The 15,853-nt window shown below is 71.6% G+C and carries 15 protein-coding genes; 4 read left to right on the top strand and 11 right to left on the bottom strand.

Annotated elements, in window-relative coordinates; translation table 11 throughout:
- Position 1: 1 nt before the first annotated feature.
- The 6 genes from D3A60_RS04520 to D3A60_RS04495 form a co-directional block, all read right to left on the bottom strand.
- Positions 2-358 carry a ribonuclease E inhibitor RraB gene (locus D3A60_RS04520; protein WP_119717565.1) on the bottom strand — a complete coding sequence of 119 codons (357 nt, stop codon included), beginning with the start codon at positions 356-358 and terminating at the stop codon, positions 2-4.
- Position 359: 1 nt separating this feature from the next.
- On the bottom strand, positions 360-1,826 hold the full coding sequence (purF, locus tag D3A60_RS04515) for an amidophosphoribosyltransferase (protein ID WP_119717564.1): 1,467 nt from the start codon (positions 1,824-1,826) through the stop codon (positions 360-362).
- Positions 1,827-1,904: 78 nt separating this feature from the next.
- Positions 1,905-2,453 carry a CvpA family protein gene (locus D3A60_RS04510; RefSeq protein WP_119717563.1) on the bottom strand — a complete coding sequence of 183 codons (549 nt, stop codon included), beginning with the start codon at positions 2,451-2,453 and terminating at the stop codon, positions 1,905-1,907.
- Positions 2,454-2,475: 22 nt separating this feature from the next.
- Positions 2,476-3,456 (bottom strand): SPOR domain-containing protein, encoded by a 981-nt coding sequence (locus D3A60_RS04505; protein ID WP_119717562.1) that lies wholly within the window; start codon positions 3,454-3,456, stop codon positions 2,476-2,478.
- An 81-nt stretch (positions 3,457-3,537) separates the two neighbouring features.
- The gene (gene folC, locus D3A60_RS04500; RefSeq protein ID WP_119717561.1) at positions 3,538-4,824 is read right to left on the bottom strand and encodes a bifunctional tetrahydrofolate synthase/dihydrofolate synthase; all 1,287 of its coding nucleotides are present in this window, start codon (positions 4,822-4,824) and stop codon (positions 3,538-3,540) included.
- A 245-nt stretch (positions 4,825-5,069) separates the two neighbouring features.
- Complete coding sequence (locus D3A60_RS04495; RefSeq protein ID WP_119717560.1) at positions 5,070-5,711, bottom strand: histidine phosphatase family protein; 642 nt, start codon at positions 5,709-5,711, stop codon at positions 5,070-5,072.
- A gap of 148 nt (positions 5,712-5,859) precedes the next feature.
- Here D3A60_RS04495 and D3A60_RS04490 point away from each other — a divergent pair, with 148 nt between their 5' ends.
- Complete coding sequence (locus D3A60_RS04490) at positions 5,860-6,285, top strand: DUF3224 domain-containing protein (protein ID WP_196778645.1); 426 nt, start codon at positions 5,860-5,862, stop codon at positions 6,283-6,285.
- A gap of 78 nt (positions 6,286-6,363) precedes the next feature.
- Here the strand turns inward: D3A60_RS04490 and D3A60_RS04485 are convergent, their stop codons facing one another.
- Together D3A60_RS04485 and D3A60_RS04480 are read right to left on the bottom strand one after the other, a co-directional pair.
- On the bottom strand, positions 6,364-8,523 hold the full coding sequence (locus D3A60_RS04485; RefSeq protein ID WP_119717559.1) for a S46 family peptidase: 2,160 nt from the start codon (positions 8,521-8,523) through the stop codon (positions 6,364-6,366).
- Positions 8,524-8,711: 188 nt separating this feature from the next.
- Complete coding sequence (locus D3A60_RS04480) at positions 8,712-10,871, bottom strand: S46 family peptidase (RefSeq protein ID WP_231120413.1); 2,160 nt, start codon at positions 10,869-10,871, stop codon at positions 8,712-8,714.
- Positions 10,872-11,031: 160 nt separating this feature from the next.
- On the opposite strand from D3A60_RS04480, the gene tdh reads away from it, so the two are divergent.
- Genes tdh through D3A60_RS04465 form a run of 3 tightly spaced genes read left to right on the top strand, consistent with a single transcriptional unit; the run spans position 11,032 to position 13,677 of the window.
- A complete protein-coding gene (tdh, locus tag D3A60_RS04475) occupies positions 11,032-12,054 on the top strand; it encodes an L-threonine 3-dehydrogenase (RefSeq protein WP_119718965.1) in 1,023 nt (340 codons plus the stop codon).
- 5 nt (positions 12,055-12,059) lie between these two features.
- Complete coding sequence (kbl, locus tag D3A60_RS04470; protein ID WP_119717558.1) at positions 12,060-13,262, top strand: glycine C-acetyltransferase; 1,203 nt, start codon at positions 12,060-12,062, stop codon at positions 13,260-13,262.
- A gap of 10 nt (positions 13,263-13,272) precedes the next feature.
- The gene (locus D3A60_RS04465; protein ID WP_119717557.1) at positions 13,273-13,677 is read left to right on the top strand and encodes an HNH endonuclease; all 405 of its coding nucleotides are present in this window, start codon (positions 13,273-13,275) and stop codon (positions 13,675-13,677) included.
- Here the strand turns inward: D3A60_RS04465 and D3A60_RS04460 are convergent.
- The 3 genes from D3A60_RS04460 to D3A60_RS04450 form a co-directional block, all read right to left on the bottom strand.
- Positions 13,674-14,054, bottom strand: a complete 381-nt coding sequence (locus D3A60_RS04460; protein WP_119717556.1) for a hypothetical protein — start codon at positions 14,052-14,054, stop codon at positions 13,674-13,676. The two genes, D3A60_RS04465 and D3A60_RS04460, sit on opposite strands and share 4 nt — an antisense overlap.
- Positions 14,055-14,186: 132 nt before the next feature.
- On the bottom strand, positions 14,187-14,909 hold the full coding sequence (locus D3A60_RS04455) for a pseudouridine synthase (protein ID WP_119717555.1): 723 nt from the start codon (positions 14,907-14,909) through the stop codon (positions 14,187-14,189).
- Between the two features lie 88 nt (positions 14,910-14,997).
- On the bottom strand, positions 14,998-15,519 hold the full coding sequence (locus D3A60_RS04450) for a hypothetical protein (RefSeq protein WP_119717554.1): 522 nt from the start codon (positions 15,517-15,519) through the stop codon (positions 14,998-15,000).
- Positions 15,520-15,853: the final 334 nt, after the last annotated feature.

Here is a 15,853-nt window from a genome sequence, read left to right as displayed (position 1 = left end):
GTCAGTGCTCGGTGTCGGCCGCCGGCGGGCAGCCCCAGCCGTCGGCGAAGCCGCAGTGCGCCTCGGCCAGCTCGCCCAGCTGCAGTTCGAGCGCGGTGATCGCGGCGTGGTTCGGCGCCATCGTGCGGGTCACCGCGACCTGCCACACGCCTTCGTCGTCTTCCTCGGGCGCCTCGACGGTCACGTCCGCCAGCGCGGCCGCCGCAGTGGCGAACGCGGTCGCGTCGTCGCCGTCGGCGAACACGTGGAAGAAGTCGATCGCGCGCGCGCGGTCGAGGTCGTCGCCGTCCTCGAGCATCTGGCGCAGGACCTGGCCGTTGTCGTCGTCGGGGATCAGCAGGGATTTCAGTTCGCGCATGTCAGGCCCGCCGCGTCTTCTTGGCTTCGTCCGAGCGCAGCTGGCGGATGCGGTCGAAGTAGCCCGGTTCGATGCCGGTCACGTACTCGCCGTTGAAGCACGACGAATCGAAGTGGTCGATGCGGTGCTTCGGGCCGGACACGGCCTCCTGCAGGTCGGCGAGGTCCTGGTAGATCAGCCAGTCGCAGCCGAGCAGCGTCTGCACCTCGTCGTCGGTGCGGCCGTGGGCGACCAGCTCCTCGGCCGACGGCATGTCGATGCCGTAGACGTTCGGGAAGCGAACCGGCGGCGCGGCGGACGCCAGGTAGACCTTGCGCGCGCCGGCGTCGCGCGCCATCTGCACGATCTGCCGCGACGTGGTGCCGCGCACGATCGAGTCGTCGACCAGCAGCACGACGCGGTTCTTGAATTCCAGCGGGATCGGGTTGAGCTTGCGCCGCACCGACTTCGCCCGCTCGCCCTGCCCCGGCATGATGAACGTGCGGCCGACGTAGCGGTTCTTGATGAAGCCTTCGCGGTACTTCACGCCGAGCACGTTGGAGATCTCCAGCGCGGCATCGCGCGAGGTGTCGGGGATCGGGATCACCGTGTCGATGTCGTGGTCCGGGCGCAGCCGCAGGATCTTCTCGCCGAGCTTCTGCCCCATGCGCATGCGCGCCTTGTGCACCGAGACCTCGTCCATCATCGAGTCGGGCCGCGCGAAGTACACGTACTCGAAGATGCACGGCGTGTGCATGCGCTCGTCGGCGCACTGTTTCGTGAACAGCTCGCCGCGCGCGGTGACGACCACGCCCTCGCCCGGGCGCACGTCGCGCAGGCGCTCGAAGCCGAGCAGGTCGAGCGCGACCGACTCGGACGCGATCGCGTACTCGTCCTGGCCGTTGTGCGAACGCTTGCCGAGCACCAGCGGGCGGATGCCGTTGGGGTCTCGGAACGCGACCAGCCCAAGGCCCAGCACCGTCGCGACGACCGCGTAGCCGCCGACGCAGCGGCGCGCGACGCCCTCGATCGCCCTGAACGCACCGTCCGGGGTCAGCGCGCCCTGCATGTCGAGCTCGTGCGCGAACACGTTCAGCAGCACTTCCGAATCGGACTCGGTGTTGACATTGCGGCGGTCCTGCTCGAACACCTCGCGGCGCAGCGCGTCGGTGTTGATCAGGTTGCCGTTGTGCGCCAGCGCGATGCCAAACGGGGAGTTCACGTAGAACGGCTGGGCTTCGTCCGAACCCTCGCTGCCGGCCGTCGGGTAGCGACAGTGGCCGATCCCGACCCGCCCCTGCAGCAGCTGCATCGCGCGCTCGTGGAACACGTCGCTGACCAGGCCGTTGCCCTTGTGCACGCGCAGCTTGTTGCCGTCGGCGGTGGCGATGCCGGCCGCGTCCTGGCCGCGGTGCTGGAGCACCGTCAGGCCGTCGTAGAGCCGCGCCGCGACGTCGGTATGGCCGACGATTCCGATGATGCCGCACATGGTGGGAAGTCCTGCTGGAGAGCGTGAACGGGGAAAGAAGAGGCCGGTACCGTCGAGATGCGGGCGAATGCGTCCGGGTCAACCGGCCAGCGGCGCGGGCAGCGGCGCGTCGTCGGGTTCCGGCCGCGCGCCCGAACCGTCGAGGTCGACCTTCGCGGCGACCCAGTCCGGCAGCCAGCCGCGCAGCCAGTGCGCGCCCGGCACGAACACCGGCACGACCTTCGACGACTGCCACTCCGGTTCGCGCGGCAGCGAGGTCAGCCCGAGCAGCAGCACCAGCGCGCAGGCGACGAACGCGCCGCGCGCCACGCCGACGCCGAGCCCGAGCAGGCGGTCCATCCCGCCCAGGCCGGTCGACGCGACCAGCTTGCGGACCAGCCAGCCGACGGTGCCGACGACCACCATCACGACGACGAAGCTCAGCGCGTAGCCGGCGAACACCTGGCCCGCGCTCGGCTCGCCCGCGCCGGCGAGCATCAGCCCGACCTCACCGCCGAAGCGGAACGCGACCCAGCCCGACAGCAGCCAGGCCACCAGCGACACGAGCATGCCGACGAAGCCGCGCATCAGGCCGAACAGCGCCGACGCGGCGACGATCGCCAGCACCACCCAGTCGACGCCGCTCATGTGGGGACGCCCGGACGCCGGCTCAGGGGTGCGGGCGGACGATGCCGCTGACGCCGAGCTTCGACGACAGCTGCGCCTTCAGCGCATCGGCCTCGGCGCGGCTCGCGACCGGGCCGACGCGCACGCGGTTCAGCGTGCCCTTGTCGGTCGGCACCGCCTCGACGAATGCGCTGAAGCCGGCGGCGCGTGCGCGGTCGCGCAGCTTGGTCGCTTCGGCGGCGTTGCCGAACGCGCCCAGCTGCACCGCGAAGCCGAGCGCGGCGGCCGGCTTCGGCGCCTCGACCGGCTTGGCCGGCGCGGTCGCCACCGGCTTCGGCGCGGCGGGCTTCGGGGCGGGCGCGACGGGCTGCGTGGCGGCCGGCTTCGACTCGGGCAGCGGGACCGGCGCCGAGACGGACGCGGTCGGCGCCGGCGCCGGCTGCGAGGCCACCGGCGCCGCAGTCGCGGCTGCCGGGGTGGACGCGTCCGCGTCCAGCGCGACGACCCGCGCGGTGACGCGGTCGTTGACCTTCGCCGCGCGCAGTCGCGCGGCCTCGGCCTCGGCGCGCGTCGCGAACGGGCCGATCCGGACGCGGTGCAGCGTGCGGCCGGCGTCGGTGACCGGCTGCTGGAACGCGGCCAGCTGCGCGCCGGCCAGCGCCGCGATGACGCGGGCGGCGTCGGCGGTGCTGGCGTAGCTGCCGAAATTGACCGCGTAGTCGCCCGCGGCGGCGGTCGCCGGCTGCGCGCCGGCGGCAGCGGTGTCGACCATGGGGAGGGTGTCGGGGTCGGCGGCGGGCGCGCCCGGCATGCCGACGGCGCCGGCGGCGGGCGCCTCGCCGGGGCCGACCAGCGGCAGCTCGCGGGTTTCGAACTGGCCCTGCGGCGCGTCCGGCAGCTCCAGCGGGACATCCGAGGCGGAACTCTCGGGCGCGGGGCCCTTGATCAGCATCGGCAGGAAGACCACGGCAAGCGCGACCAGCACCGTGGCGCCGATCAGTCGCTGTTTCAGTGCAGGTTCCATCGGTTCTCGCGGGTCACGGCGAAAGGCCGCGCGAATTATACCCCCGCGATCACCGTGCCCCGGCGCGACGCGCGTGCCGGTTCAGGCCGCGGCGAGCCGTGCGCAGGCCTCGGCGGCGGTGTGGAACGAGCCGAACACGAGGATGCGGTCCCCCGGCGCGGCCTCGGCGACCGCCGCGTCGAGCGCGGCGCCGACGTCGTCATGGTGCGATGCATGGGCCGCCGGCGTGTCGGCCAGCCGCGCCGCGAGCGCCTCGACCGGCTGGCTGCGCGGGCCGACCCCGGCGAGCCCGGCCAGGTGCCAGCGCGCGACCCGCGTGCCGAGCGCGTCGACCACGCCGCGCGCGTCCTTGTCGGCAAGCGCGGCGTAGACCGCGAGCGTTCGGCCGTGCGATGGCGTGGCGTCGAGCCACGCCGCGAGACCGCGCGCGGCCTGCGGGTTGTGGCCGACGTCGACGAGCACCTCCACGCCGTCGCGTTCGAACCGCTGAAGCCGGCCCGGCACGTGGGCGGCGGCCACGCCTTCTGCGAACGCCGGCGCGGGCAGCTCATCCGGCAGCGCGCGCAGCGCCGCGATCGCCACGGCGGCGTTGCGCAGCTGCACCGGCGCGGCCAGCGACGGCCACGGCAGGTCCAGCTCGCTGCCGACCTCGCGCCAGCGCCAGCCCGGCGCGCCGTCGGGTCGGTCGATGAAGAAGTCGCAGCCGATCCGCACCGCCGAGGCGCCGATCGCGTACGCGTGGCCAAGCACGCTCGAAGGCGGGTCGTCGTCGCCGAGCACCAGCGGCGTCCACGCGCGGGCGATGCCGGCCTTCTCCGCGCCGATCGCCTCGCGGTCGCTGCCAAGCCAGTCCTGGTGGTCGAGGTCGACGGTGGTGATCACCGCCACGTCCGGGTCGACGATGTTGACCGCGTCCAGCCGCCCGCCGAGGCCGACCTCGAGCACCGCCAGGTCGAGCGGCGCGCGTGCGAACAGCCACAGCGCGCACAGCGTTCCGTACTCGAAATAGGTCAGCGCGACCGCCTCGCCGTGGGCGCCGGCAGACGCGGCCGCGGCGACGGCCTCGAAGCCGGTGACCAGCGACGCGTCGTCGGCGTCGACTCCGTCGATGCGCACGCGCTCGTTGTACGCGTGCAGGTGCGGCGACGTGTACGCGCCGACGCGCCAGCCGGCCGCGCGCGCGATCGCCTCGATGAACGCGACGGTCGAGCCCTTGCCGTTGGTGCCGCCGACGGTGATCACGCGGGTCGCGGGCTTGCCCAGGCCCATCCGTCGCGCGACCTCGCGCACGCGCTCCAGGCCCATCGCGATCGACTGGGGATGCTGCTGCTCGATGTGCTCGAGCCACTCGAGAAGGCTGCGGGGCATGGCGGCGGTCGAAGCGGGGACGATCATTATCCCGCGATCGCCGGGACAAGGCAGGTGGACCGGGGACGCAGGGCGGGCCCCGGCCCGCCATCGCGAGCCGCCAACGTGCCACGCAACCACGCGACGCCTCACCGATCGCCGGGACCGATGCACGGGGTTGCGGCGTCGCGGCCACGCTGGCCCGAAGGGAGACGCGATGCGGTGGCGCGGATGCGGTGGCGGGCTCGAGCCCGCCCTACGGCGCCCTACAGCGCGCGGTGCACGGCCTCGCCGAACAGCGCGGTGTGGTGGCTGCAGTCGTTCAGGCGGACCACGTCGAGGGTGTCGACGTCGGCGCCCTCGAGCAGGTTCAGCGTGGTCGGTGCCTGCCGGAACGTCCACAGCTTGCCGAACGGGATGCCGAGGATCCGGCACAGCAGCACGCGGTTGACCGCGTCATGTGCGACCACCAGCAGGGTGTCGTCGTCACCGAGCCCGTCGCAGGCCCGCGCCAGCGCCGGCCACGCGCGGTCGAACACGTGCTGCAGCGATTCGCCGCCGGGCATCAGCACCTCGTGCGGGCGCACGCGCCAGTCGAGCAGGCGCTGTGGGTCGCGCGCGCGGATCTCGCTGGCCAGCAGGCCTTCCCACGTGCCGTGGGCGATCTCCAGCAGGCCCGGGTCGAACGCGAGCATGCCCGCGCGCGCGCCGAGCGCAAGTTCGGCCGTGCGGCGCGCGCGCGACAGCGGCGACGCCACCGCGCGGGTGATCGGGACCTCGCGCAGGCGCTCGCCGAGCGCGCGCGCCTGGGCCTCGCCGACCGGCGAGAGTGCGATGTCTTCCTGGCCCTGGTAGCGGCCTTCGGCGTTCCACGGGGTTTCGCCGTGGCGGGCGAGCAGGATGCGCATTCGGTGGTCCGGAGTGGGGGGCGTGGCGTCGCGCGGCGTTCGCGCCGGCGCGGCGATGCTGTGGCGCCGCGGCAGCCTAGGCAATGGACCGGGCCGTCGCAACCGTTGCACTGGTAACGGCCGCGCGTGCACGCGAGCATGGCGGGCCTTGAACGAGGAGAGCGAGACGATGACGGTGACGGTCAGCGGCGTGTTCGACGTCCAGCGCAGCGTGCTGGACCCGTGCGATCTCGGCGATGGCGCGCAGGCGATGCACATGCGCTTCGACAAGCGCTTCCACGGGCCGCTCGACGCCACCGGCGTCGTGCACATGCTGGCCGTCGGCACGCCGGTCGAGGGCTCGGCCGCGTACGTCGCGGTCGAGCGCATCAGCGGCAGCCTCGACGGGCTCGACGGCAGCTTCCTGACCCAGCACAGCGGCACGATGGACCGCGGCGCGCCGACGCTGGCGCTGACGGTCGTGCCCGACTCGGGCACCGGCGCGCTGGCGGGGCTGACCGGCCGCATGGCGATCGAGATCGAGGCCGACGGCACCCACCGCTACAGCTTCGAGTACGCGATCCCGGCGGTCTGAACGACGCCCGGCGCGCCAAAAGAAAACGCCGGCCGCGCAAGGCGGCCGGCGTCGGTGTCGCACCAGGTGCGCTGAAGATCAGTCCTTCGCCGGCACGCCCAGCTCGGCCAGCACCTGCGGCGCCGGGTAGACCTCCTGCATGATCCAGCGCATGTAGCGCTGGTCGACCGAGATCATCCGGGTCATCGTCGGGTCGAACACCCAGTTGCTGCTGACCGACTCCCAGTTGCCGTCGAACGCCAGCCCGACCAGCTTGCCTTCGGCGTCGAGCACCGGCGAGCCCGAGTTGCCGCCGGTGATGTCCAGGTCCGACAGGAAGTTGACCGGTACGGTGCCGAGCTTGCGGTCGGCCAGCCCGCCGTAGCGCTTGGCCGCGATCGCCTCGAGCTGGGCCTTCGGCGCGTCGAACGGCGCGGTGCCGGTGGCCTTGGCGGCGACTTCCTCAAGCCGGGTGAACGAGGCCTGCTTGCTGCCGTCGGTCTTGGTGTAGCCGGTGACCTTGCCGAAGGTGATGCGCAGCGACGAGTTGGCGTCCGGGTAGACGAACTGGCCCTTGGACTTCTTGTAGTCCGAGATCGCCTGCAGGAACGCCGGGCGGGCCAGCAGCGCGTCGCCGGCGCGGGCCTTGCCCTCCTCCTCCAGCTTCAGCACGGTCGGCATGATCGCCACGGCGAACTGGATCGCCGGGTCCTTGCTCGACTCGAACGCGGCGCGGTCGGCCTTCATCAGGCCCAGCCGCATGTCGGTGTTGCCGAGCGCGGTCTTGGCGAGCTTGTCGAGCGCGCGCGTGATCGCCTTCTCGTCGTTGCCGCCCAGCCACTTGTCGACCGCCTCGACGCGCTGCGAGGCCGGCAGCTTGATGTACTCGCGCAGCCAGTAGGCCTGCAGCTCGCGGTCCATCGCCGGCACGTAGCGGCGCTCCATCTGGCGCATGCCGCCTTCGAACGTCGGCATGTCGCGCTGCTGGTAGCCCTGCTCTCGCTCGGCGTCCGGCTTGGCGCGCTCGATCGACAGGCGGTACAGCTGCGCCGCCGCGCCGATCGCGCCGGTGCTGCGCAGCTGGCCGAACACGAGGTCGCGGTCGCGCGTGGCGGTGGCCTGTGCGTCCAGCGCGAGGAGCCTGGCGTGCGCGTCGAGCGCGGCGCGGCCCTTGTCGCCCTGCTGCTGCAGCCACGCCAGCACCGCCTTCTCGTCGGCGTGCTTGCGCTCGGCCGCGCCGATGCGGGCGAAGCCCTCGAGCTGGCCGTCGTAGTTCTTCATCGTGTTCTGCCAGCCGCGCACGGTGTTGGCGTACTTGACCGCGATGTCGGGGTTCTTGGCGCCCTCGGCCTCGACCAGCGCGACCAGCTTCTTGTAGTGGCCGCCAATGGTGGGGTAGCTCCACGCCACGGTGTTGTCGAACTCCTGCGCGAGCGCGTAGCGCGAGGTGCGGCCCGGGTAGCCGGCGACCATGACGAAGTCGCCGTCGCGCAGCGCGTCGTCGGCGACCTTCAGCCACTGCTTGGGCTGGTAGGGCACGTTGTCGGTCGAGTACGCGGCCGGCTTGCCGTCCTTGCCGACGTAGGCGCGGTAGAACGAGAAGTCGCCGGTGTGGCGCGGCCACATCCAGTTGTCGACCTCGCCGCCGTAGTTGCCGACGCTGCCGGGCGGCGCGTACACCAGGCGCACGTCCTGGATCTCGAGGTTGCGGAACAGGCGGTAGGTGTTGCCACCGGCGAAGCTGTACAGGCGGCAGCGGAAGCCGGCCTCGGCTTCGCAGTCGGCGACGAGCTTCTTCTCGATCGTGTCCAGCGCCTTGGTGCGGCCGAGCGCGTCGGGCGCGGCGGCGATGGCCGCCTGGACGTCGGCGGTGACGTCGCGGATCGAATCGAGCGCGTAGATGCGCGCATTCGGTCCGGCGGACACCTCATCGCCCGGCTGCGCGGCGTTGAAGCCGTCCTTCATCAGGTTGCGTTCCGGCGTCGAGTTGAGCTGGATCGCGCCGTACGCGCAGTGGTGGTTGGTGACGACCAGTCCCTTGGGCGACACGAAGCTCGCGGTGCAGCCGCCGAGCGACACGACCGCGCCCATCGGGTCGCCAGTCAGGTTCGCCAGCTGCTTGGCGTCGAGCTTGAGCCCGGCCTTCTTCAGCGGCCCGGCGATCTCCGGCAGCTGCTGCGGCACCCACATGCCTTCGCCCGCGTGGGCCACCCCGAGGCTGGCGACTGCCAGTGCGACAGCCAGAACCGAATAGCGCATTGCTGAACTCCTGTGCATGCAACGAAAGGAAACCGCGAAAACTTTTCGAGTCTAGCCGGCGACCCGCAACCCGCCCCCATGACCAAAGTCACGGGGCGCCGCGCGGCGACGGCGTCCGATTCATCGATCCGATGGCCGAGGCGAGCCCGCATCGACCGCCTGAATGACGCGATGCGGGCGCGCGACCTTCACTCCGCCGGCAGGTTCATCTCGCGCAGCAGGTGCGGCGCCGGATAGACCTTGGCCATCAGCCAGCGCAGGTAGCGCGCGTCGACGTGGATCGCGCGCTTGTAGCGCGGGTCGAAGCTCCAGCTCGCGCTGACCGCCTCCCAGTTGCTGTCGAAGTTGATGCCGATCAGCCGGCCGCGCGCGTCGAGCACCGGCGAGCCCGAATTGCCGCCGGTCGTGTCGAGGTTGGTCAGCAGGTTGACGGTCTGCGCCTTCAGTGCCGGATCGCCGGTGCTGCCGAAATCGCCCTTCGCGATCGCCGCGCGCAGCGGCGCCGGCGCGTCGAACGGCGCGGTGCCGGTGTGCTTCTCGACGATGCCGTCCACGGTCGTCAGCGGCCGATAGTCGACGCCGTCGCGCGGCGACATCGGGCTGACCCGGCCGTAGCTGACGCGCAGCGTGGAATTGGCGTCCGGGTAGACCGCGCGCCCCTGCGACTGCCGGAAGGCGATCAGCGCGCGCATGTACGACGGCCGCAGGCGCAGCAGCTCGCCGTCGCGGGCCTTGTCGGCATCCTCCAGCCGCAGTGCGACCGGCAGCAGCGCGGCGGCGGCGCGCATCAGCGCATCGTCGGCAGCCGCCACCTGGTCGGACGGCGCGGCCAGCCAGCGCAGCCGCTCCGCCTCGTCGCCGAGCCGGGTGCCGGCGTACAGCGCTGCGAGCTTCTGTTCCGCCGCGGCGAGCGAGTTGCCGAACAGCGTCTCGACTTCGGCGATGCGCTGGTCCCCCGGCAGCGCGTAGTAGCGCTGCAGCAGGTAGCGCCAGTGCGCCTGTTCGACGTCGGGGTGGTAGCGCCGCTGCACCTGCTTCAGCGCGCCTTCGATCAGCTTCTCGTCGCGCTGCTGGAAGCCGGTCTGCCGCTGCGCGTCCGGCTTGCGCCGCTCGGCGGCGAGCCGCTGCAGCGTCAAGGCGGCGTTGAACAGCACCGGGCGCGCGCCGGCGAACCACTGGTCGCGCTCGCGCGTCTTCGCCGCGGTATCCAGCACTGCCTGCGCGGCGGCGATGTCGGCCAGCGTCGACGCCGCGTCCGGCTGCGTGCGCAGCCACGCGAGCATCGCGGCCTCGTCGGCGGCGCGCAGCGTCAGCGCATCGTTGCGGCGCAGGCCTTCGAGCTCGCCCTGTGCGCGCTTGAGGGTGTTCTTGAAGCTGTTCATCGCCGACGCGTACAGCACCCGCTTGGCCGGATCGTCCTTCACCGCCGCCTCGATGGCCTCGATCGCGCCGCCGACGAACGCCACCCGCCACGGCAGCTGCCACTCGATCTGCTGGCGGAACTCCGACGCCATCCGGTGGCGATAGGTGACGCCGGGGTAGCCGGCCAGCATCGCGAAGTCGCCGGCCTTGACGTGGTCGGTCGCCACCTGCAGGTGCGCCGGCGGCGCGTACGGCACGTTGTCGGGGCTGTAGTCGGCCGGCTTGCCGTCCCTGCCCACGTACGCGCGCAGCAGGGTGAAGTCGCCGCTGTGGCGCGGCCACATGAAGTTGTCGACCTCGTCGCCGTAGTTGCCGATCGCCTCCGGCGGCGCATACACCAGACGGATGTCGCGCAGCTCGAGCTGCTTGATCCGGTAGAAGTCGGTGCCGTAGTACATGTTCGCCACGCTGCAGCGGTGGCCGGCGTCGGCTTCGCACTCGGCGACGATCGCCTTGGTCGCGGCGTCGACCGCGTCGAAGTACGCGCGCCCGGTCTTGCCGCGCGCGTGGGCGAGCACGCGGTCGGTGACCTTGTCGAACGCGGTCGTGACCAGCACCCGGTAGTCGGGATTCGCCGCCAGCTCGGCCGCGCGGTCACCGGCGATGTAGCCGTTGCCGATCAGGTCGCGCACGCTGCCGTCGGGCTGCTTGCCCGAGTTGTACTGGATCACCCCGAACGCGACGTGGTGGTTGGTCAGCACCAGGCCGTCCTTCGACACGAACGCGCCGGTCGCGCCGCCGACCTTCACCACGGCGTTCATCGGCGGCGCGGCCAGTTCGGCCAGGGCCTTCGGGTCGCCCTTGAAGCCGGCGGCGCGCAGCGGCTTGGCGATGTCGGGCAGCTGCGACGGCATCCACATGCCCTCGTCGGCGTGGGCGACGGCGCAGGCGAGCAGCAGCGGTACGGCAAACAGACGGTGGCGCATGGACGTCCGGGGCAAGCGTAGGGAGTCGCGACCTTAGGCGAAGCCGCCCGGCCGCGGCAAACCGCGCGCGGGGCCGCCACCGGGCCGGGGCGTATAATTCCGCACCTCTTTCCCGGCCCGCGCGGCCTCGACGGCAACCATTCCCATGACCGAAACGTTGATGAAGGCGCTGGTCAAGCGCGAAGCCACCAAGGGCATCTGGATGGAACAGGTGCCGGTGCCGACGCCGGGGCCGAACGAGGTGCTGGTCAAGCTGGAGAAGACCGCGATCTGCGGCACCGACCTGCACATCTACCTGTGGGACGAGTGGAGCCAGCGCACGATCAAGCCGGGCCTGGTGATTGGCCACGAGTTCGTCGGCCGCGTGGTCGAGCTCGGCGCCGGCGTGACCGGCTACCGGCTCGGCCAGCGCGTGTCAGCCGAGGGCCACATCGTCTGCGGCCACTGCCGCAACTGCCGCGCCGGCCGCCAGCACCTGTGCCCGAACACGGTCGGCATCGGCGTCAACCGCGACGGCGCGTTCGCCGAATACATCGTGATGCCGGCCAGCAACCTGTGGCCGATCCCGGACCAGATCCCGAGCGAACTCGCCGCGTTCTTCGACCCCTACGGCAACGCCGCGCACTGCGCGCTGGAGTTCGACGTGGTCGGAGAGGACGTGCTGATCACCGGCGCCGGCCCGATCGGCATCATCGCCGCCGGCATCTGCAAGCACATCGGCGCGCGCAACGTCGTGGTCACCGACGTCAACGACTTCCGGCTCAAGCTCGCCGCCGACATGGGCGCCACACGCGTGGTCAACGTGTCCAACACGTCGCTGAAGGACGTGATGAAGGACCTGCACATGGAGGGCTTCGACGTCGGCCTGGAGATGTCCGGCAACCCGCGCGCGTTCAACGACATGCTCGACTGCATGTACCACGGCGGCAAGATCGCGATGCTCGGCATCATGCCCAAGGGCGCCGGCGCGGACTGGGACAAGATCATCTTCAAGGGCCTGACCCTGCACGGCATCTACGGCCGGAAGATGTACGAGACCTGGTACAAGATGACCCAGCTCGTCCTCAGCGGCTTCCCGCTGCAGAAGGTGCTGACCCACCAGATGCCGATCGACGAGTTCCAGACGGGCTTCGAGCTGATGGAATCGGGCAAGGCCGGCAAGGTCGTGCTGTCGTGGAATTGAACGCGATGAGCGACTCCAGCCTGACGGCGCGCTACCGCGACACGCTCGACGAAATCCGCGATGCCGGCCTGTTCAAGTCCGAGCGCATCATCACCAGCCCGCAGTCGGCGGAAATCACCCTCGCCGACGGCCGCACGGTGCTGAACTTCTGCGCCAACAATTACCTGGGCCTGGCCGACCATCCGGACATCATCGCCGCGGCCAAGGACGCGCTCGACACCCATGGCTTCGGCATGGCGTCGGTGCGTTTCATCTGCGGCACGCAGGACCTGCACAAGCAGCTCGAGCAGACGATCGCCGACTTCTTCGGCACCGAGGACACGATCCTCTACGCCGCATGCTTCGACGCCAACGGCGGCCTGTTCGAGCCGCTGCTCGACGAGCACGACGCGATCATCTCCGACGCGCTGAACCACGCCTCGATCATCGACGGCGTGCGCCTGTGCAAGGCCAAGCGCTACCGCTACGCCAACTGCGACATGGCCGACCTCGAGAGGCAGCTGCAGCAGGCCAAGGCCGACGGCGCGCGCACGATCATGATCACGTCCGACGGCGTGTTCTCGATGGACGGATTCATCGCCCCGCTCGACGAGATCACGGCGCTGGCGCGCAAGTACGGTGCGCTGGTGCACATCGACGAGTGCCACGCGACCGGATTCCTCGGCGCGACCGGCCGCGGCTCGGCCGAGGTCAAGGGCGTGATGGACCGGATCGACATCTTCACCGGCACGCTCGGCAAGGCGATGGGCGGCGCGCTCGGCGGCTTCACGACCGCGAAGAAGGAAGTCATCGAGCTGCTGCGCCAGCGCTCGCGTCCGTACCTGTTCTCGAACTCGCTGCCGCCGCACGTGGTCGCCGCCGGCATCAAGGCGTTCGAGATGCTGGCCGCGGCCGGCGACCTGCGCGCGCAGCTGGCCGACAACACCGCCTACTTCCGCGAGCGCATGACCGCGGCCGGCTTCGACGTGAAGCCGGGCGTGCACCCGATCAGCCCGGTGATGCTGTACGACGCGCCGCTGGCCCAGCGGTTCGCCCAGCGCCTGCTCGAAGAGGGCATCTATGCGATCGGGTTCTTCTTCCCGGTCGTGCCGAAGGGACAGGCGCGCATCCGCACGCAGATCTCCGCCGCGCACACGCGCGCGCACCTGGACCGCGCGATCGATGCGTTCGTGCGGATCGGCCGGGAGCTCGGCGTCATCCCGGGCTGAGCCCAGCCCGATGCGGCCGGCGCTGCGGCGGCTGTTCCTGCTCGCGCTCGCGCACGACGCCGAAGCGGCGCTGCGGGCCGACGGCCGCTGGCGGACGCGCTGCCTGCACTGCCGCTCGACGCTGGAGTTCGACGCCGACGGCACGCCGCTCGGCCACGGGACACTCGAACATGTCGTCCCGCAGGCGTGGTTCGGCAAGCGCGCCGCAGCCGCGCTGACGCGCGAAGTCGGCGACGCCGCGAACGACGCGCGCAACCTCGCGCTGGCCTGCGCCGGCTGCAACCACGACAAGGGCAAGGGGCCGGACGCGCGCGGCCCGAACGACGAGCGCGCCCGCGAGGTCGTGGCCGCCCTGCTGGCACGGCGGCTGGAACGCTGGGCCGTGCCGCGCGAACCGGGCGAGGTCCGCGACTAGCGCTTCGGCTTCGGCTTCGGCTTGGCCGGCTTCCCGGTGGCCACGCGGATGCCGCGGGCCTTCATCCACTTGTCGAAGTCGGCGGCGCTCATGCGCTTGCCGTTCTGGGTCATGTCGAAACGGTGCGACGGCGCGGCCGTGCGCGCACGCCGGGCCGTGCGGCGCGTGGCCCCATCGCCGCTGGCCGCGACGACCTCGCACGCACCGAACGGCGACGCCCGCACGTCGTCCTCAAGGACGGCCAGCGCGTGTGCCTGCGCGAGTACGCCGGCGCGCGGCGCGGTTTCGATCCCCGGCTCCTGCGCACACGAGGCCCCTTGCGCGCGCGCAGCATCGAACACGAGCAGCATCGCGGCTGCCAGCAGCAGTCTGGTCATGGTCCCCACCCTTCCCCTGTGTGGGCGGGAGTCTAGGAGGCCGACCGCGTCGCGGATCGCGGCAAAAAGTGCGCGGGGCCACAGTCCGCGCAGGCCGAACAGCGCGCGGAGCGCGGACTGTGATGCCCGCCATCAATCGCGCAGCGCGTCGACCTCTTCCGGCGTCAGCGCGCGCCACTCGCCCTTGGCGAGCGTGCCGAGCGCGAGGCGGCCGACGCCGACGCGAATCAGCCGCAGCACGCCGATGTCGAACGCGGCCAGCAGCCGGCGGATCTGCCGGTTGCGGCCCTCGTCGAGGGTGATCGCCAGCCAAGCGTTGCGCGTGCCCGTGCGCAGCAGCTCGACCCGCTTGGCCCGCAGCGGCTCGCCGTCGACCTCGCGCCCGGATTCGAGCGCCGCCAGCAACGGCGCGTCCGGGATCGTGTCGACCTGCACGTGGTAGGTCTTGTCCGGGCCGCTGGCCGGGTCCGTGATCCGCGCAGCCCACTCGGGGTCGTTGCAGAACAGCAGCAGCCCTTCGCTGGCCTTGTCGAGCCGACCGACCGGCGCGAGCCACGGCAGCCCGGCCCCGTCGAAGCAGCGGTATACCGTGTCGCGCCCGCGTTCGTCGCTGGCGGTCGTCACCAGCCCGCGCGGCTTGTTGAGCATCAGGTACAGCCGCGGCGCCGCATCGAGATCGCGGCCGTCGACGGCGACCCGCTGTCGCGCGCGGTCGACCGGGAACTCGGGGTCGCGGACGACCTGGCCGTCGACGCGCACCCGCCCGTCGACGATCCACTGCGCGGCCTGCGTGCGCGAGCAGATGCCGTGCTTGGACAGCACGCGGGCGAGGCCGTGGCGGGGCGCTGGGCTCATCGTAAGAAAACGGCCGCTTGCGCGGCCGTCAATGGAGAGGCTCTCGAAGACATGGCACCGCCGGCGACGCCGGCGGCATTGGCCGGGATCAGTTGCCCTTGGGCGCTTCGGCCGGCGCCGGCGTCGGCACCGGAGCGGCCGCAGGCTTCGGTGCGCCCTTGGCAACGCGCACGCCGCGCGCCTTCATCCAGGCGTCGAACTCCTCGGCCGTCATGCGCTTGCCGTTCTGGCTCATGTCGAAACGCCACGGCGTGTTGTCGTGCGCGGTCTTGGGCTTGTAGGCGGCCGGGTCGTTCGGGCTGACCGCCGCCGGCGCGGTTGCCGACGCGGTCGTGGCCGTCGCCGGCTTCGGGCCGGCGGCGACCGCCTGGCACTTCTCGAAGCGCATGCGCAGCAGCACGCTGTCGGCGGTCTGGGCCTCGTCGAGCGCTTGGGCGAGCACGCCGGTCGGGGCGCCGAGGTTGGCGCGCGGCGCGGTCAGTTCCGGTGCGACCGAAGCGCCGACGGCGGCCCGCTGCTGACCCTGCCGCGCGAGGTCGGCGCACGGGTCCTGGGCGGCGGCAAGGGCTGGCGCGAGCAGCAGCGCGGCGGTGATGGTGATGCGACGCATGGTGTGATCTCCCCCGTTTGGTAGCAGCGAGTGTAGGAAGCCGGCACGCGGTCGCCCAGCCGGGAAAAGGTGAAGCACTGCGCAATCCCTGACGAAACTTTTACGGCTTGCGCGAGATGCGGCGTGGATTGGCCAAGCAGTGTGCGTTGCAGCACGTTTACGCCGCGCATGCGCGCACCTTACCCGATTCACCGGCGCCCACAGGCAGACCCGAAAAAGACGAAGCCCGGCACGAGGCCGGGCTTCGGGTGTTGCCGGCGGACACGAACGTCCGCGCGTGTCGCTTAGTTCTGCACGTTCAGCTCGGTGCGGCGGTTACGCTCGCTCTTGCAGC

The sequence above is a fragment of the Cognatilysobacter tabacisoli genome (assembly GCF_003586305.1).
In the GTDB taxonomy this organism is placed as follows: Bacteria; Pseudomonadota; Gammaproteobacteria; order Xanthomonadales; family Xanthomonadaceae; genus Cognatilysobacter_A; species Cognatilysobacter_A tabacisoli.
The sequence above is the reverse complement of the archived record's forward strand: the minus strand, read 5'-3'. Positions and strand labels throughout refer to the sequence as shown.